Here is a 17,029-nt window from a genome sequence, read left to right on the forward strand (position 1 = left end):
ATCTCTGCCAAGCCTTCTTATCGACCAGAGCGTCTTTATGAATATAAATATCCAGGACGTACAAACACCTTCTTTATCCGCCTATACAAAGACATCTACATCGGCACCCGAGCAACTTGACGTGGGCTGGTTTAATGCTGTTTTAAAAAATAACGACCCCGCATCAGTCAACAGCGTGTCGCTAGATAACAAGGCAGGTCAATCATTGACGCAGCGCTCCGATTTCCTGCAGGGGCTGTCAAATCAGGCTGCACGCGCGCTGCAAAAAGTAGGCCGCCATACGGACCCTATGAACATGGTCAAATCAACCCGCGCCATGTCAGCCTTTCATCTTGAGACTCAACTAACAGCCAAAATGATCAGCAAAACGTCACAAGCTATCGAAAAACTGACCAACCTCTCTTAGGTAAAAAACATGGTGCGTGATCTCTTCAAAGGCCTGTTCTTTATCACCATGTTAAGCATGGCGGGGTGTGGCGAACATGTGGAGCTTCACCGTGAGCTTTCCGAACAGGAGGCTAATGAAGTTATCGCTGAGCTGGCTAACAAGCAGATCAATGCCCAAAAAATTCCTGCTAAAAGCGGTGTGTCCGTACGTATCCGCGCTAGCGATATAAGCCGCGCCGTCAATGTGCTGGAAGCAGCAGGACTACCACGCGCCCAACGCACTAATCTTGGGGACATTTTTCGTAAGGAAGGGGTCATTTCAACCCCCCTGGAAGAACGTGCGCGCTATATCTATGCGCTTTCACAAGAGCTCGAGGCCACGCTGTCAAAGATTGACGGCGTCATTGTGGCTCGCGTGCATGTCGTGTTGCCTGAGCGAGTAGCCCCTGGAGAGCCGGTACAACCTGCGTCTGCATCAGTTTTTATCAAGCACGATACAAAACTGGACCCGGACAGTATTCAGGCACGCGTACGAAGACTGGTTGCCAGCAGCATTCCCGGTATGGCTTCAGCCATTGAAACTCCCAATAAAATAACCACGGTGTTCGTCCCCTCCACCGCTTATCTGGAAAAACAATCACTGGTCTTTCTGGGGCCTTTTCTTATTCCCGAGCAGAACCAGGGATTTTGGAAAAAACTCTTCGTGGCCCTTATTTCCGCTCCGCCGCTGATGATCATTGCGATTCTGATTTGGTTAAAAAAACCTTCGCGTCGACCTAAACCTGAAGACCCTGCAGCGGCGTTGCCTGACAACGAGCCTCACATCACGGGTGCACCATGAGCGAGGGTGAGTTATGGGCACGGTGGTGGGCGATGGCCTGGAAGCAGGCTCACCCCGATTGGTATGACGCCGAACTCGAGGCGTTGCCCATTGAACAGGCACGCACGTTAACCCGTAGCCAGCACGCTCGCACAGGCAGGGCTTTTGCTATTACGCCTTGCCTGCCTGTCGAACCTGATCGCGCCCTACTCCATTTCATATTGGCGCCAGCTACGCACCAGGCATTCGTTTTGACGCTGGTCGACTGTATCTGTCGCCCCCAGCTGCCCAACTCGTTGTGCACGACTCAGCAACTCTGGTGCCAACGTTTATCCAAGGTCTTGCGCCCCACTGACTGGCTAGCGACGAGCGATGACACTCTACAGCTGTTAAGGGCCTGGGTAACGCCAGCCGTTTGGCAACGCCTGCGTTTGAGCTTTGCTCGCTCCAGAGTCAGTGCGCTTGAACTCATAACACCTCACGCCATTGCAGCACTAAAGCTTCAATCACTGTGGCAAGCGGTGCTGTGGAAAAGCATCAAGTTCAACGAAGCAGCCGCAACCTCTCTTTTAGATGAACAGGAGCTTGAGGATGTTGTTACGACGCAAGATTGAACTGCGAGCAGATTTGCCAGGGCTGCCGTCACTACTGATGCCCCATCAAACACTCCTCGACTGCGGCCAGGCTCAACAGATGCTGACGCAGGCACATAGCAAAGTGGATGCGTTGCTCAGGGCCGCACACACCGCTTCAGAAGCAGCATGTGAAAAGGCCCGGTCTGAGTTTTGGGGTATGGCCAATGCACAACTGGCGCAGTGGGCAACCCAACACTCAGCCCAGTGCCAGGCGCTGGAGTCAAACGCCACTCAAGTGGTAAATCAAGCCTTGCTTCGTTTACTTGATGAGGTGCCGCACACATCGCGTATCACAGCGCTACTTGCACAACTGCTACGCGTTCAATGCCCTTCACTTAGCACCGTTTTGCGCTGTCATCCGGACGCCCAAGAAGACATCCAGCAATGGTTATCTACCCACGTAGACAATGTTTGGCAGTTGGAGCCTGATGAATCTCTCCCCCCTTTGTCCCTCGTGCTGGTATCAGAACATGGCGATCTGCATATCGATTGGTTCACAACGCGGGATGCCTTATTGCTACCTGACCCGCCTGATGGAACCGATTCAAAACTCAATACCACACAGTAGTCAGTTCATCACTAGGAGAGAACTACATGCCATCATTCGAAAGCATCCAGCGACGAATTGACAACCGTTTTGAACAGGCGCAAAAAAATATCGACTCTATTGCGATGAGCAATCAGGGCAGTCAACAAGACATGATCAGTTTCCTGAGCGCGTCACAACGAATGGCCTCTGCCACGTTCTCAATGACTGAGCAAACCCGCTTTAAACACAGCCTGACCAAATCCATCATTGATGCAGTGCAATAAATCACCTGCCCTTTGCACGACAACTCGAAGAGCGGTGAATTAAACGTCACCTCGATAAAAGTCGCATCTTGTAACGGTGCAATAAATAGAGTGCTTTCCATGCCTAATACCTCCCCAGGCCCAACCGGCTTGAATCTTTTCCTGCGCGCTTCACTCAGACGCGCGGGCGGTTTAGCATTATTACTGTTCCTTCATATGCACACTCCGCAGGCCATGGCCGCAGTGCCAGAAGAGTGGAAGAAAACACCTTACGCGTATGATGCTGTCAACAGGACACTGCGCGACTTTCTGGAAGACTTGGCTCATTCAGCAGGGCTTCAACTTCAAATTGAGGGCGAGTTAGAAGGCGCCGTGCATGGGAAAATCCGGTCCAATACACTGTTCAATTTAATGGAGCGGTTGGCACTGGAGCATCGCTTCCAATGGTTCGTCTATAACAATACGCTCTACATCAGCTCATTGAGTCAGCAAACCTCTGAACGGCTTGAGGTCGCTGAAGAGGCCGTGTCTGATTTAAAACAAGCCCTTATTCATATCGGCCTGCTGGACGATCGTTTTGGTTGGGGAGAGCTGCCTGAAATCGGCCAGGTCTTGGTGTCGGGCCCAAAACGCTATGTAGAGCAGATCAAATCATTTACGCGCAAAGACTCCGATCTGGCCGAAAAACAGGATGTTTTGACCTTCTCCTTGCAGTTTGCAAATGCGGCGGATCGTCAGATCGACTACCGCGGAGAGAAACTGATAGTTCCTGGAATTGCCAGCTTATTGCGCGGGCTTCTCGATCCTGCCTCGGCAAACAAAACCGGTGTTTTGCCCTCTTCTCAAATGATGTCCAAACTGCCCAACTTGCCGGCCTCTACGCCTTACGACTCCACACTGACGGACATAATCCCGCCGGGCCTGTCTAAAGTTCGGGTCGAAGCCGACGTACGCAATAACAGCGTGTTGATCTATGACTTGCCGCAACGCAATGCGTTGTATCAAACCTTGATCGCCAAACTCGATGTTGCCCGCAAGCTGGTTGAGATTGATGCTGTCATTCTTGATATCAACCGCACCCAACTCAAAGAGCTAGGGGTCAACTGGGGGTTTCAAAACAGCCGTTTCGGGACTGGCATGCAAAACCTCGCAGCAGGCTCTTCGTCAACCTTATCCATTACCAACAGAAGTCGCTTCGCTGCCGACATCAGAGCATTGGAGGAGCGCGGTTTAGCCACTGTCATCTCTAACCCGTCCATCATGACACTGGAAAATCAACCGGCGATTATCGACTTCAACCGTACGCAATACATCAAAGCGGTTGGTGATGGCGTAGCGAATATCATGCCTGTCACAGTGGGCACCAGTTTCCAGGTAATCCCACGCGTTATTAACACCAATGGGGGCAGTCAGATTCATCTGATCGTGGATATCGAGGATGGTAATTTCTCTGAAGTCGCTGGCGGAGATATCGCCTATGACACCCCAGACGTCCGCAAGGCCAGGGTCAGTACTCAAGCGGTGATCGCCGAAAAGCAATCACTGGTGATTGGTGGCTTTCATGTGGCTGAAGAAGTTGACCGCGTTAACAGTGTTCCGTTATTGAGCCGAACCCCGTTGATAGGCAAAGCCCTGTTCTCTTCAACAATAACCAGTAACAACCGACGTGAACGTCTTTTCATATTGACCCCTCGACTGGTTGGCGACCAGGTCAATCCTGTGCGCTATCTGCCACAGTCGGATCAAGATCACCTGAGCGCAGCGTTCGCGCCATTGGCGCGGCGCAGGGCTGAACATCTTCCCATTGTGAAACGCGCAGATGTCGCCGAAACACTCGCCAATCTCGTCACCGGACAAGTGCCCAAGAAGTTCAAGGCGGGACCGATGCCCACTGGCGCAGGGGTTGTCTGTAAAACGCCTAGCCCCTTAAGCCCTGTCCCTGGGGCAAGTCAATGGTACTCAGGCGCGCTTTACAACGTGGCAGTACTGGTCCTGCACAACAAGGGCGATCGCTACGTGCGCATTGATGAAAGTGAATGCAGTAATGAGCATACCTTGGCGGTCAGTATCTGGCCTCAAGCCTGGCTGGCGCCAGGTGAGAAAGCTGAAGTGTTCATTGCCACGCGCACGCGCAATAAAAATGAAAGTACCGCCGTCACACGCCCTTCACTACTAGCCCCTGCGGCGAGGAGCACTCCTAAATGACCCGATTTATACGCATTGGCCTCGCTGCCGGCATCTTGTTCATACTTCAAGGCTGTACTCCCCAATGTCGCGGTGACTCTTGTGAACGTCCGGAGTCGAAGACTGAATCGCTGGTGATTTGGTGGCCTGCAGACATGCGGGTTGAAACAGGGCATAGCACAGAACAGGCAGACCATCAGGCCGTATCGCTAAAACGCTAAGCCTTAATAGGCGCTCAGGCCAATTCGCTTGCAGCGCCTGACTTCATAGCTGACCTGGCGTGTATTCACAATCCCTCAGGAACCTGGCATGCATAAAAATAGCCCTGCGCCGCACCAACTGGTGGCGGCGCTTAGTCAGTACCTCAAGGTTAATTTGCAACTGGAGAATGGGGTGTGCGCTCTGTTCGACAAGCAACAACTGGAAATGTGCATCATCGAGCTTTTACCCATGAGCACGACGGCTATATTGCACTGTGCGATGGGTACTCGCAGCCATGCGCCTGACAGGCACAGCCAGTTGCTCAAGTTGAATCTGCAACCCGATAAGCTCAACGGTTGCTGGTTGGCACTGGATGAAACAGGGGAAGAGCGTTTATGCGCACAGTGCCCGATGGTTTTTTTAACGGAAGAATCATTTTGCCAATGGGTCACAGGCTTTATTGAACAAGTCGGCGAAACCCGCGCACTTCTCAGTCAAACCGCCTAAGCCTTCGCCCCATTGGCGTTACGTTGCATCGTTCGATACAACGTAACGCCAACCCCGCCTTACACCTCTGTTCTGAGCTGATCGCGAATCTTCTGCTCCCTCAACGCCGGGTTTGAATCCGTACGCTCGGGGGCCGCCATCGCATCCTTGAATTTCATTCTCAGGGGCGTGTTCTGATCCTTACCGTATTCAAACTCCGCACTAAGCAATTTATGTGCATGGCTGATTCCAGCAGCACTCGAGATTGAAAGCAGTGGTAAAGGCAGTGGAAACACCCGACGATCCGAGCGGCTGGCGCTGTAACTGACGCCAAAACTTTTCACCCGCACGTTATCGACATTTTGCAAGGCCCGCTCGATTTCACCGTCGCCATCCTGTCCTTTCATCAGCGTGCCTTCAAGTGCGCGTAACACACTCGGCTTCAATTCCAGGCCGATGCTCACAGACGTGCCCTCACTGCTCTCTAGTGACTTAACCGTTCGAGCCAACTCTGGCTGATTCTCGAGTAACTGAATGATTGCGGCCTTGTTGGCAGGTGACGCATCGTTCAGCCAAGAGTGACGTGAATCACCATTCAAGCCCACATAGGAAACCGTGCGAGCCACTGAGCTTAAGGCTCGCCCGTTCTGTGCATGCTGCTGATGCTGGCGTTGAAGGCCGTCGAGTTGATCTTTGAGCGCATGTTGTTGCTCACGCTTATGCACCGGAACCGACGCTGTATCTAATAAGCGCTTAACCGTTTGCAGTTGCTCACCGATGTCTTGTGTCGCCGTCAAAGGTATGGCCTGAAGTGCTGATCTGTATTCAGGGAACACTTGTGCGACAGCATCACACACTTTTGCGAGTGCTTCAGGCTTTACAGCGTCAGGCCGTGTGAACGTAAAGTTAAAGCTGTTCGCCACACTGCGATCGAAACTCACCGCGAAAGACACAGTGGGTGAAGCATAGCTGGCCAACTTTGCACCATTGGGCTCAACTTGTGCCATTCCCAACGTGGCACCCAGAAAATTACCGGCCGAAACGCCACCCCGACTAAGAAGTTGGGTATCCGATCCATGACTCTCACTGATATCCAAATCCCCCTGCGTAACGGAATGGCTATTGCCCCAGTGGGCAAGATTAAGACTGGCCGCCCCCCCGATGGCTGCGCGCATCACACCACTGAGTGTTCCTGAACTTTCTTGACCAATCACATTGGCGCGGGCTTGTGCATAGACACCCACTGTGAGGTCCGCACCTGTTTTCGCTGTTTTACCCGATTTATGGTCCGCACCCAAACTCAGTAAGCCGTCTAAGTCCCCCCCAAAAAGGCTTTCTAGCATGTTAGGAAGATCAGCCTCCTTTACATCAAAATCAATCGCACTCCCTCTGCCATGCGCCACTGTCAATTCAAGTTCAGTGCCCAATCGCACATTCCCCACCAACACCCCGCTTCCTGTCGATAACGGCGTCACCCCGGCACCTATCGAACCTGACAAGGAGTGCGCGGTATTCATGCCGATCTTTACATTGGCCCCGGTGTCTGTTCGGCTAATGCTCACACTGTTGGATTTCTCTCTCGAGGCGCCGACAAAAAACTCAATGATAGGCACAGGTTGAATATCAAACGCTATCAGGCCGACGCTCTTCTTTTTGTCTCTGCTTGAGGTCAGAGATTGCCCGCTGGAAGACTGCAAGATGTCTTGTAACAGCGCTTCTTTGAGACCCTTGCCTTCGGCAACACCCAGCAGGCGGGAAATATGGAAACTCAATGCACCGCCTGGCGTGCCAAGGTCTTTGGATAACAATTTGAAGTTTTTATACAGCGCTTCGGCTTGCGCGAAGTTATTGATGTTTTGCGAGGATTTTTTATGCACAGGACTGTCGTGATAGTCCTGCATGATGCCTTTGAGTTCACCCCCAAGCTTTACCAGGTCCGGCGCTTCGCCCTCCAGTGCCGTGACTAAGTGACTTAACCGAGAAAGTGTTAGCGCATGATGAATCAAACCGCCTTCAACCAACGCGGTCGGGTTTTTCACGTCCCGAGTGACATCAGCTGACCACTTCGATAACGCAACACCCTGCCCCTCATAACTGCGTAGCAAAGCAGCCGTGGCGTTGGTCTGCGAGGGCGACAACCGCTCAAAAGCCTGTCGCATCTGATTAAGGCTTGAGTCGGAAGACGGAGGCTTTTTGGCTGTGACTCCATTGTGCTCAGGGGTGACTGTTGCCCCATGCATCTCACCCAAACGGGTCGCCAGAGGAGCACTTTTACCTTCGACCAGAACCAGCGCGCTTTTGAGCTCATCGGCGAGCGGTTGAGTCGATGTCTTCAGGCTCAACTGCTCTAGGCGTGTGGTCATGTCTGTCGTAGCAGGCTGGGCATTCGCCAGGTTTTTAAGCTCAGTGCGCAACGCCTTGTCATTCGCGTATAAACCCTGCAGCCCCACCCGCCCTTTAAAGTGATGCTGAATATCGCGCCCGACTTCTTTAAAACTTTCTACAGGCTTGAAATGAGTTCCAAAACCCTTGAAGTACCCACCGCTCTCAGTGACACCTTCTTGAGTTTGACCCAAGACCGTTGACGAAGCGCCCCACGCGGTAGTGGCGTTGATGTGCCCTTTCATTTGTCCCTGCATCAGGACCGAACTTATCGGCGATGCATCTTTGTTGCTCGATGAAGTAACCGGCCCCCATTGCAGCGCTCCCTGCGCCGAGATATCCAGTCGCCGGTTTTTCTCGCCCCAACGCTTCTCCTGAGGATTATTTTCACCCCAACTGGCGATCAAATGCTGGTCAGCGCCCATGCGTAATGATTTAAGCGGCTGGTTGTCCGGCAATTGAACACGCGTCCAGGCGAGGTCCGATACGTCCGGGGATTGCCAATCTGCTTTGTCCAGCCTGACTAAGCCATCCGTTTGGGTTTGCCCATAAAGGTTGCCCAGGTGATCCAGCGCCAGGGCCTTCAAAGGGCTGGGAGTGGTAAACGTTAAGGTTTTTTCCTTCCCATCAATGTGCGCGTGCAACTGATTTTTATCATCGAGGCTCACAAAGCGTTTGCCGTTTTCAACTGCAAAGCCAGTGATCATCCGCTCCTCATCGCCAGCCATGACCTCAGTAAGAGTGACGTGTGTCTGTGCACGGGCGGGAGGGGCCAAGTCATAACTGCCGCCCATATGGACCGGCTCTCGGCTTTTGAGTGTTGCCAGTTCTTTCAACTGGCCTGCTTGCAGCGCATAAGCACGACCATCCAGACCGCGCGCCAGATGATCCACATCCACATGCTGGGTCTTGTCCCAACTCTGTGCTGCCGAGTCCCAAGACATCAGCGTGCCACCCTCGAGCGCAACTTTACCCCGCTGCCCAAGATCGATACTGCCCGCCAATGCTTTCAACTCAAGGTCTGGCACCCCTCTGTCGACGACTTTGAGCATCACGTCAGTAAGGTTCCACTCCGGTAACAATCGGGGGTTATCCGTTAATGGATTGCTATGCAGTTGCTTGTAGTTATCAGCCACCAACGCATTAAGCTGGCCATTATCGTCATGCATGAAGCCTTTGACATGAGCGCCGCTTTTGGGCAACTCGACGGGCACCTGGTGCATCTGCAAAAGGCTTTTATCAGCACTTCGCAAATCTGCGCGAAGCAGCTCGCCGTCTTCAGTGGTGGCAAAGAGCGTATGACCTGCCAACCCGATTCGGGTCAGTGCAACAGGCTCACCAGACTCACTGACAGGTGTCAGCCGTGCAGGAGCACCACCTGTTGCCGTGTTAGCAATTTCAAGGGACATGTCGTCTTCTGATTGCATCAGGCTCACCTGCGTGGTGCCCTCAACACTCATGTCACTGATGCCCTGCGGCACCTTCATCAACGCGCCCTCATTGGTCAAACCAAGTCGTTGGTACTGCCCCTGATCTTTGTCGGGTAACCAGGTGTCCGTTTGAGGTTCAAAGCGATGCAAACGCTGTTCTATCAAACGAAACTGATCACCTTCTTGCGTTGTGTGTACACCGCTGACTTGCCCTAAATGCGCTCTCCCCGGGTTATTTATGACCTCAGGACTGGCAGCCTGAGTGCGGCTGCTTTTGAACACAGCCGCAGCGGCCGGCGTACATGAAAGATGAAAAACATTGAGCTTTTGATCCACAAAACGTAGCCCTTGGCCTTTGTCTACCCCCGCAGAGTCTTGCATAAAGCGCTTGGGGAGCTGATTGAGTCGATCGGCCATTTCTCGGCCGGCTTGCGACCCTTGCACAACGACTTTTCCGTGTTGCAACGTTGCGTTGAACGCCATTGAGGACACGTGATAGTGACGAAACTGAGTCAATGCGACAAGTTGCTTGCTGGCTCGCCCTCGTTGAAAGAGGTCACTGCAGCATTTAACAAAACCACGAGAGGCTGGCTTTTGCGCTATGGCGTCATGGCCAGGCTTCGCTGCGCTTGACGTATTGAGCTGACTCAGATTAGGAATGATGCAATCTAAAGGACTTAAGGGCATGAGACACTCGATTGACTGGCTGATATAGCCTGAGTGACCGTTAATTAACACTCGGTTCCCTTAGCCCTTACAACCGATCAAGCTCCGGCAGCTCAAGGGTTTCACGAAGTGCCTCGGCATCCAGTTCATGCAAAGTACGATAAATCACAGCCACAGCCTGTAACGTCTCTCGACTGATGCAATGGCCCAGCTCTTCGCGATACAACGTTCGGGCCAACCATACACATTGAACAACCGGAACATCCGCAGCCTTGGCTCTGACGATCATGTCCCGCGCCTGAGCATCCGTGCCTTTATCGATTAACACTGGCAATGGGGTGTGCGGAGGACGGTAATACAGCGCTACAGCAAAATGGGTCGGGTTCACCAGCAGCATGTCCGCGTCCTCGAGCGGCGGCGGTTTGGCCGACTCTCCCTCTTGCGACATCTCTTGGGCCAATGCCCTGCGCATCATTTTCACGTGAGGGTCGCCTTCCATATCTTTGTATTCCTTGACCACATCGACATAAGTCATGCGCATACGCTTTGCAAAAAAGTACCGTTGAAGCGATAAATCGATCATCGCCAGAACCAACAGCATCCCTAGACAAACGTGCAATAAATGCCGAAACAACACAATCAACGCATCGATGTAACCCGGTAAATCACCGTTGACCAAACCCACCAAGGCGCCCAGGGAAGGCCCGATTACCCGATAGAGCACAAAACTGATCAATACGGCTTTGAACAGCCCCATCAACATGTTCATCACCGACTGGGCCGAGAACATTTGCTTGGCCTGGTTGATCGGGTTGAGGCGGTTGAAGTCCGGCTTGAGCGTTTCGGGGGCAAACAGAAAACCAAACTGAAACCAACTGCTGATCAGCTTCATCAAAATGGCGCCGCCCGTCATCAACAACGCCAAACCAAGAAACACCTGAGTGACCTCTACCACTACCTCTTGTAAAGCACGGATAAAGGGCTGTCCGATCAGGGAAGCAGGCAATACCAATAATTGTTGAAGACGCTGCATGACCCCGTGAGCCGTCATCATCGCCAACTCACTCAACAACGCCAAAACCAGCAACTTGCCGACATCCTGGCTCTGTGCCACTTGCCCTTTCTTGCGTTGGTCCTGAAGCTTTTTTTGGCTCGCTTCATATTTTTTTTCGCCAGAGTCACTCATGAGGCGGGCACTGTGAATAACAACGCCAGCGAGTGCTTCAAGTCATCCAGCAGCCCCATACGTCCCACAATCAAATCCTGCAACTGGGGTAAGTAAATAATCAAAAAACATAACCCGGCCAAACTCTTGGCTGGCATCGATAACACAAAAACCTGCAATTGCGGGCTGTAGAGACTTAGCAGGGCGATGGCGAACTCAACAATCAACAGCAATGCGATAAAAGGCGCTGCGTACAACACCATATGTGTGATGGTATCTCCCAGCAGGGTTAAAAAAACTGCATACCCATCTGCTGCCAGGTTCGGCACCCACAGGGTCGGTGGCCAGATCAAATAACTGTCCCATAGCACCTGAGTCAGGCTGGTCAAACCCAGTGTCACAATCAGCAGAAAAATGCTCAATTCCTTGAACATATGTCCAATGGGCGTGGCATCCGGCCCCAACGAGGGGTTGAGTTGACCACCGATCAGCGCACCTCGTTGATTATCGAGCAAAGCGCCCACTGACTCGAACAGCCAGAAAGGCATGGACAGCAGCATGCCCAACAAAAAACCTAAAATCGCTTCTTTGAATACCAGGCCACAGAGTGCCAACAAGGTGTAATCAAACGCCATCAAATGGTGATGAACCCCCGGGACGGGCATAAGGGCGACTGAAAAAACAATGACGTGACGCGGCATACCGCGCACATGCTGAAAGCAAAAGGCCGGAACCATGTAAAAACAGGGATACAAGCGCGCCATGGCAATGGCCATGCTGGGCAGGTATTCAAGAAAGGGGATGTGTGGCGTCATGACCGCTCCCTATCCGCGCGCCGAGCGCGAAACCATGTCGAACATGAGGTTAAGGAGTTGAATCATCTCGACCCCGATCCAGCGTCCCGTCAACGCCAACGTAATGCCCACAGCCACCAGTTTGATCCCGAACGGCAGGGTTTGATCCTGTATCTGCATCAATGCCTGGACCAGGGACGTCAAGACGCCCACCACCACAGCCACAATCAGCGGAGGCGCAGACAGCAGCACCACCAACAACATGCCTTGTTTGAAAAGCAGCGTAGGGTCCATAGGGCATCTCTCACAGGTACGAAAGAAAAAGACTGTCGAGCAGGCGCGTCCACCCCGATACCAACACAAACAGCAGTAGTTTGAGTGGCAGTGAAATGGTCATGGGTGAAACCATTTGCATACCCAACGCGAGCAACAGGTTTGACACAATCAAGTCGATGACAATGAACGGGATATAAATCAAAAAACCTATCTCGAACCCGGCCTGTAATTGCGAAAGTACAAAAGAGGGCACTAACAAAATCAGGTCATCACGTTGAACATGTTGCGCCATTTCGGGGGGCCACATGCGCTTGGCACTTTCCTGAAGATGAGTGAGCACATCCGGGTCTGTGTTGCGGTTCATAAAAGCCTGCAGCGGTTTTACCGCTTGCAATCCACTTTCTTGCAGTGCTTTTACGCTGCTTAAATCAACAGGTGTCTCTTTGAGGTTTTGTGCAATTTCATACCCCACCGGAGCCATCACGAACATTGTTGCCGCGAGTGCAACGCCATACAGCGCCATGCTTGGAGGCACTTGCTGAACGCCAATGGCATTGCGGGTGATCATCAGCACAATACATATCTTCAAAAACGCTGTGCACACCACCAACAGCATGGGCATCAACGACAAACTGCCAAGAAACAGCGCCAGCAATAGGGGATCAACCCCTTGAACGGTCATTGCGAAAAAATGATGCGTGACAGTTGCAAGCCCAGGCGTCCATCCACCTCCACCAATTGCCCCAGACCAATCGGCCGATCCCCGTAATAGAGTCCCGCCATGCCGGGGCTATAACCTTCAATGTTCAATACCACGCCCGGCGCCAGCTGGCGCAGCTCTCCCAGACTCAACTTCAGTGCGCCACACCTGACGCTCAACGCCAAGGGCAGGTGTTCAAGCGACTGGTCCTCATCCAGCACTCGTTGCGCCTGTGCATTTGCATCAACGTCCGTACTTGCAAAAAAAACATCATCCACAGCCACTTCCTCGATAGAACAAATGTTCAAGCACCTGCGTGCACCTTCATCGTCAATCATCACGTGCAGCCGAAGTTTCCCAACATTCAGTTGGCCAACGCCCTCACCGTCCAATTGCGTGTTCTCCAGCAAGACAACGTCTCCCGGTTGAACGGAGCGCAGTTGCTCAACGGACACTTGCAACTGCCCCAAAATCACTGGGATCAGAAATGGAAAGCGATCTGCCACAGATGCTTTAAGGGGGTGCCAAGGGCCGGACTCATACAGCGCCAGTAACGATTCAGGCGCCATCCTCAGCCGACTGACGCTACGCGCTTGCCCCAACGCAATGCTGGCCCGACATTCAAAAGTCTGCGGTTGCACGTCGCCAATCGGCCGCACATAGCCAAAAACGGAGACCAGTTGCGTACTCATGCGCTGCTCAAATAAAGCCCAAAACCATGAGCACGGATCATTCTCAGTATCAGCCAGCACCACAGGGCAATCGCCCATCAAACTCAGCAGAGGGCCCGCATCGCTGAATGTCATCACTCCACAACGCGTCTCTAATGAGAGCGACACGCCACACTCTGGAGCCCTCCCTGGCTCAAGCAATAGTTCGCCCACCTCACCGGCGACCTCGAACGAAAAACGCAAACCTCGCCCCAACCGGCGGTAAGCCTGGACAGTCAGGCTGTCCAGCACGGGAAGTTTGATCACCGGCGCGCTCACTGCACACGCTCCTGTATCACCAACACTCTGACCGATTGACCCAACGTGCGTGAAAGTCGCGCTTGGCAGTCTGGCTGCTGGCCGATAAGCCATTGATGGGTTGCTGATTGCTCGGCCTCCAACGAGAACGTCCACCCGGCATATTCATGGTGCGCGCGGACATTGATCCGCCCGCGCCGCGCCAGGCTGATCACAAATTGCATGGGTGTGCTAACACCTCTGGTCCAGCGAGGACCACAACGCTCACCGATGGCCTGAAGCAGATCGCACCCCGTACCAGCCCGCGTAAATGATTCACTGCAACCCCAACTTTTTTCAGTGCCCTGTTGCGCCACAAAGCGAGCGAACAGACTGCTGTCAGTCATCCGGGCAGTCGCAGGATGAGCCTCAAACGACAGTGCTTGTACGCGTAAAGGGGTTAAGTCAGGCCGTTGGGTCATTCCTCCTCCTGCGCCAGCAACGCAGACAACTCGCGGAGTTTTTCAACTTGTCGCGAACAGATGCTCGATTGCAATCGAGCCTGTTCAAGCTGTTCGTTCTCGCGTGCCTGTTGATCAAACAGTTCCTGCAAATGTGCTTTTTGCTGAGTCGTTTGCGCCGACAATTTGCGTTCATCCTCATCCCAGCTCGTCAGAGCCTGGGGCGAAAGAACCTGTCCACGGTGACGATTGAGCAACTCATTGCATTGCCGGGTTTCAACCCCTCGCACCTGCTCAACACGCTCGCGGGCCTGTTGGATGCGCCCGCTCAACACACGCTGTGCCATGTAAGCTCTTTGTAACTGCCGAGCGGCCCTGTCTGCGCGATGCTGACGCAGTTGCTGCAAAGCCTGTATTTCACACAAAAACATTTCAGGATGGGACATAGGCAGTCAGTTCACTCAGTTGGTCCAGGGTTGCCAAAAACGGCGTAGGTTCACGCAGGTCCTGGCGCAGAAAAGCATCCACTTGATGTCGGCTCTCTACAGCCATATCGGTCAGCGCATCATTGCCTGCTTGGTACTCACCCAATTTGAGCATCAGCTCGATCTGCTGATGCGCTGACAGCAGTCGCCTTAAAGCCGTCATGTTTTGCACATGGCCCGGCTCGGCAACATTGCTCAGAATCCGCGACAAACTGGCCAGCACATCAATCGCCGGGTAGTGACCGCGCTCTGCCAATTTGCGCGACAACACAATGTGGCCGTCCAGCAGAGAGCGCACTTCATCCGCAACCGGGTCATTCATGGAGTCCTGCTCAATCAGCACGGTGTAAATCGCGGTAATCACCCCTTGCTGGGTCAGCCCTGCACGTTCAACCAAGCGCGGTAACAGGCTGTATACGGAGGGCGGCAAGCCCCCTCGCCCCAAAGGTTCGCCAGCCGCCAGGCCAATTTCACGCTGGGCACGGGCAAAGCGCGTCAACGAGTCAATCAACAATAAAACTCGCTGGCCTTTACGACGAAACCCCTCCGCCAGAGCCGTCGCCGTAAAGGCGGCGCGCGCACGTTCCATACTGGAGCGATCAGACGTTGCACACACCAGAACGGCTTTGGATCGCAACTCGTCATCGAGTTCATGATCAAGAAACTCGCGCAATTCACGCCCACGCTCGCCGATCAACCCGAAGACGATGACATCGCAATCAACATTGCGAGCTATCTCAGCCAGCAGAGTGGTTTTACCGCAGCCGGCGCCCGCAAAAAGCCCGACCCGCTGCCCTTCACCCAAGGTCAGCAGACCATCAATTGCGCGTATGCCTGTGGATAAGGCACGGTTGATACGAGGTCTTTCGGTGGGCAGCGGTGCTTCACACATCACAGGACCCGCGTCGGCGCTGGACGGTGTTGCAAATGCACCCCAGCCGCTGCCTGTGAGTGGGCGACCAAAGCCATCCAGCACCTGCCCCAATAAACTATCTGCAACGCAAATCTGATGCGCTCCGCCCAGTCGCTTGACCGCAGCACCCACACAAATACCTTCCAGGCTCCCCAATGCACTGAGCATCGCGTCTTGTTGATCAAAACCAATAATCTCAGCCAGGATCCAGCTGTTATCAGCCGTCTGAACCTCACACAAATCGGAGATACGCGACTGCGGCAAGCGACATTGCAACAACGTGCCATTGACCCGCTGGATCCGGCCGCACACAGTCACCGGTGAAAAACGAGCCAGATAAGCCGACTGGCGTTGCTGCCAGGACTCAAGTCTTTCCTCAAAAGCCTGACTCACCAACTCACCTCATAGCGCTGGCGCCCTTCAAACAACAGACGATTATTTTCGATAACCGTCAGGCGCACCCCATCCACTTCGTCACCAAAAAACAGACGGCGCCCGTCCCCTAACACCACATGGGCCTTAGGGCCGCCAATGATTTGAACAATTTTGAAAGGCAACTCACGGCTAATGAGCTGAACCTTGTTATGAATGGTTATCGAGGTATCGAATTGAAGCTGGAATCGTTTGAGCATCCGCGAGACCAGCGCTAATTGCTCAACCTGAACGTCCCCCCTCAGCGTCACTTGATGGTTTGTGGACTCCAGAATGACGTGGGCACTCAGTTCACGGTCGCTGAGCATGGAAAGCAGTTGCCGATGAACGTCGATGGCCGTCAGGAGAACGCGTTTTTCATTAACGACAGGGACCGGCACCTCCAAGGGTACGTCCTCATCGCGCGACAGAAAAAAAGAGCCGGCCAGCACCAGTACAAGCGCTGCCAATGCGCCTGCTATTGGTTTTTTTGCTGCCTTTTTCGACGTTTCTGGCACCTTGCCAGTCAGCGTATCGCCAGGTTCAAAGGGCGAATGGCTTGGCGCTTGCGGCCAACTGCTTTCGGTATGAGCAACGCAGAGACGAATGCCACCCAATGAAAACTCGGCTCCAGGAACAAGGTTTGAGATGTACGCCAAGGTAGCGCCCGCATCGTCCTGCAAAAGGCCTTCTTGAGCTTGCAACGACCAGTGCTCGCCAGTGCGCTGCAACTGCGCATGTCGAACATGAACGCCAGGATCATATAAACCCAGGTCAGCTTCTTCGCTGGCACCGATGCTCCAACACTCGCCAAACAGAGGCAAAGCCGCGCCCTGATGCAAACCGCTGAGTACGCGTAGCTCGAATATCTCGCAAGACGTATCCATGCTGTAC

The 17,029-nt window shown here is 53.3% G+C and carries 17 protein-coding genes; 7 read left to right on the forward strand and 10 right to left on the reverse strand.

The window, feature by feature from the left end; translation table 11 throughout:
• Window positions 1-37 precede the first annotated feature (37 nt).
• From sctI to ACP7A4_RS17715, 7 genes are all read left to right on the forward strand, one after another.
• Window positions 38-406 carry a type III secretion system inner rod subunit SctI gene (gene sctI, locus ACP7A4_RS17685; RefSeq protein ID WP_426247874.1) on the forward strand — a complete coding sequence of 123 codons (369 nt, stop codon included), beginning with the start codon at window positions 38-40 and terminating at the stop codon, window positions 404-406.
• 9 nt (window positions 407-415) lie between these two features.
• Entirely contained in the window at window positions 416-1,228 is an 813-nt protein-coding gene (gene sctJ, locus ACP7A4_RS17690) for a type III secretion system inner membrane ring lipoprotein SctJ (RefSeq protein WP_426247875.1), read from the forward strand.
• A 570-nt stretch (window positions 1,229-1,798) separates the two neighbouring features.
• Window positions 1,799-2,410, forward strand: a complete 612-nt coding sequence (gene sctL / locus ACP7A4_RS17695) for a type III secretion system stator protein SctL (RefSeq protein WP_059762423.1) — start codon at window positions 1,799-1,801, stop codon at window positions 2,408-2,410.
• A gap of 26 nt (window positions 2,411-2,436) precedes the next feature.
• On the forward strand, window positions 2,437-2,655 hold the full coding sequence (locus tag ACP7A4_RS17700; RefSeq protein ID WP_059762422.1) for a type III secretion protein HrpF: 219 nt from the start codon (window positions 2,437-2,439) through the stop codon (window positions 2,653-2,655).
• Window positions 2,656-2,754: 99 nt separating this feature from the next.
• The gene (sctC, locus tag ACP7A4_RS17705) at window positions 2,755-4,839 is read left to right on the forward strand and encodes a type III secretion system outer membrane ring subunit SctC (RefSeq protein ID WP_059762421.1); all 2,085 of its coding nucleotides are present in this window, start codon (window positions 2,755-2,757) and stop codon (window positions 4,837-4,839) included.
• Window positions 4,836-5,039: an HrpT family type III secretion system protein gene (gene hrpT / locus ACP7A4_RS17710; protein ID WP_082706766.1), complete on the forward strand. Its 204-nt coding sequence runs from the start codon at window positions 4,836-4,838 to the stop codon at window positions 5,037-5,039. The genes sctC and hrpT overlap by 4 nt, the downstream gene beginning before the upstream one ends.
• An 88-nt stretch (window positions 5,040-5,127) precedes the next feature.
• The gene (locus ACP7A4_RS17715) at window positions 5,128-5,526 is read left to right on the forward strand and encodes a type III secretion system chaperone (protein WP_048363091.1); all 399 of its coding nucleotides are present in this window, start codon (window positions 5,128-5,130) and stop codon (window positions 5,524-5,526) included.
• A gap of 59 nt (window positions 5,527-5,585) precedes the next feature.
• Here ACP7A4_RS17715 and ACP7A4_RS17720 read toward each other — a convergent pair whose 3' ends face one another.
• The 10 genes from ACP7A4_RS17720 to ACP7A4_RS17765 form a co-directional block, all read right to left on the reverse strand.
• Window positions 5,586-9,800 carry an AvrE-family type 3 secretion system effector gene (locus ACP7A4_RS17720; RefSeq protein WP_426247876.1) on the reverse strand — a complete coding sequence of 1,405 codons (4,215 nt, stop codon included), beginning with the start codon at window positions 9,798-9,800 and terminating at the stop codon, window positions 5,586-5,588.
• 271 nt (window positions 9,801-10,071) lie between these two features.
• Window positions 10,072-11,169, reverse strand: coding sequence for a type III secretion system export apparatus subunit SctU (gene sctU, locus ACP7A4_RS17725; RefSeq protein ID WP_203303684.1), 1,098 nt, complete (start codon window positions 11,167-11,169; stop codon window positions 10,072-10,074).
• The gene (sctT, locus tag ACP7A4_RS17730; RefSeq protein WP_203303685.1) at window positions 11,166-11,963 is read right to left on the reverse strand and encodes a type III secretion system export apparatus subunit SctT; all 798 of its coding nucleotides are present in this window, start codon (window positions 11,961-11,963) and stop codon (window positions 11,166-11,168) included. Before sctT ends, sctU begins: the two co-directional genes overlap by 4 nt.
• Window positions 11,964-11,972: 9 nt before the next feature.
• Window positions 11,973-12,236, reverse strand: coding sequence for a type III secretion system export apparatus subunit SctS (sctS, locus tag ACP7A4_RS17735; RefSeq protein WP_048363087.1), 264 nt, complete (start codon window positions 12,234-12,236; stop codon window positions 11,973-11,975).
• Between the two features lie 10 nt (window positions 12,237-12,246).
• Window positions 12,247-12,900 (reverse strand): type III secretion system export apparatus subunit SctR, encoded by a 654-nt coding sequence (sctR, locus tag ACP7A4_RS17740; protein WP_059762417.1) that lies wholly within the window; start codon window positions 12,898-12,900, stop codon window positions 12,247-12,249.
• Window positions 12,897-13,907 carry a FliM/FliN family flagellar motor switch protein gene (locus tag ACP7A4_RS17745; protein ID WP_059762416.1) on the reverse strand — a complete coding sequence of 337 codons (1,011 nt, stop codon included), beginning with the start codon at window positions 13,905-13,907 and terminating at the stop codon, window positions 12,897-12,899. Before ACP7A4_RS17745 ends, sctR begins: the two co-directional genes overlap by 4 nt.
• The gene (locus tag ACP7A4_RS17750; RefSeq protein ID WP_165599918.1) at window positions 13,904-14,110 is read right to left on the reverse strand and encodes a type III secretion system HrpP C-terminal domain-containing protein; all 207 of its coding nucleotides are present in this window, start codon (window positions 14,108-14,110) and stop codon (window positions 13,904-13,906) included. Before ACP7A4_RS17750 ends, ACP7A4_RS17745 begins: the two co-directional genes overlap by 4 nt.
• Before the next feature lie 233 nt (window positions 14,111-14,343).
• Window positions 14,344-14,673, reverse strand: coding sequence for a type III secretion protein (locus ACP7A4_RS17755; protein ID WP_238938497.1), 330 nt, complete (start codon window positions 14,671-14,673; stop codon window positions 14,344-14,346).
• An 85-nt stretch (window positions 14,674-14,758) separates the two neighbouring features.
• A complete protein-coding gene (locus ACP7A4_RS17760) occupies window positions 14,759-16,117 on the reverse strand; it encodes a FliI/YscN family ATPase (RefSeq protein WP_059762413.1) in 1,359 nt (452 codons plus the stop codon).
• Complete coding sequence (locus ACP7A4_RS17765) at window positions 16,114-17,022, reverse strand: FHA domain-containing protein (protein ID WP_059762412.1); 909 nt, start codon at window positions 17,020-17,022, stop codon at window positions 16,114-16,116. Before ACP7A4_RS17765 ends, ACP7A4_RS17760 begins: the two co-directional genes overlap by 4 nt.
• Window positions 17,023-17,029: the final 7 nt, after the last annotated feature.

It is taken from the genome of Pseudomonas sp. TWR3-1-1, assembly GCF_049896545.1.
GTDB classification, from domain to species: Bacteria; Pseudomonadota; Gammaproteobacteria; order Pseudomonadales; family Pseudomonadaceae; genus Aquipseudomonas; species Aquipseudomonas weihenstephanensis.

Excerpts from the sequence above, each read along its gene's own strand:
- sctI (WP_426247874.1), top strand. The coding sequence starts at position 38 with ATGAATATAAATATCCAGGACGTACAAACACCTTCTTTATCCGCCTAT.
- sctJ (WP_426247875.1), top strand. The coding sequence starts at position 416 with ATGGTGCGTGATCTCTTCAAAGGCCTGTTCTTTATCACCATGTTAAGC.
- sctL (WP_059762423.1), top strand. The coding sequence starts at position 1,799 with ATGTTGTTACGACGCAAGATTGAACTGCGAGCAGATTTGCCAGGGCTG.
- ACP7A4_RS17700 (WP_059762422.1), top strand. The coding sequence starts at position 2,437 with ATGCCATCATTCGAAAGCATCCAGCGACGAATTGACAACCGTTTTGAA.
- sctC (WP_059762421.1), top strand. The coding sequence starts at position 2,755 with ATGCCTAATACCTCCCCAGGCCCAACCGGCTTGAATCTTTTCCTGCGC.
- hrpT (WP_082706766.1), top strand. The coding sequence starts at position 4,836 with ATGACCCGATTTATACGCATTGGCCTCGCTGCCGGCATCTTGTTCATA.
- ACP7A4_RS17715 (WP_048363091.1), top strand. The coding sequence starts at position 5,128 with ATGCATAAAAATAGCCCTGCGCCGCACCAACTGGTGGCGGCGCTTAGT.
- ACP7A4_RS17720 (WP_426247876.1), bottom strand. The coding sequence starts at position 9,800 with ATGGCGTTCAACGCAACGTTGCAACACGGAAAAGTCGTTGTGCAAGGG.
- sctU (WP_203303684.1), bottom strand. The coding sequence starts at position 11,169 with ATGAGTGACTCTGGCGAAAAAAAATATGAAGCGAGCCAAAAAAAGCTT.
- sctT (WP_203303685.1), bottom strand. The coding sequence starts at position 11,963 with ATGACGCCACACATCCCCTTTCTTGAATACCTGCCCAGCATGGCCATT.
- sctS (WP_048363087.1), bottom strand. The coding sequence starts at position 12,236 with ATGGACCCTACGCTGCTTTTCAAACAAGGCATGTTGTTGGTGGTGCTG.
- sctR (WP_059762417.1), bottom strand. The coding sequence starts at position 12,900 with ATGACCGTTCAAGGGGTTGATCCCCTATTGCTGGCGCTGTTTCTTGGC.
- ACP7A4_RS17750 (WP_165599918.1), bottom strand. The coding sequence starts at position 14,110 with ATGCAATTTGTGATCAGCCTGGCGCGGCGCGGGCGGATCAATGTCCGC.
- ACP7A4_RS17755 (WP_238938497.1), bottom strand. The coding sequence starts at position 14,673 with ATGGCACAGCGTGTGTTGAGCGGGCGCATCCAACAGGCCCGCGAGCGT.
- ACP7A4_RS17765 (WP_059762412.1), bottom strand. The coding sequence starts at position 17,022 with ATGGATACGTCTTGCGAGATATTCGAGCTACGCGTACTCAGCGGTTTG.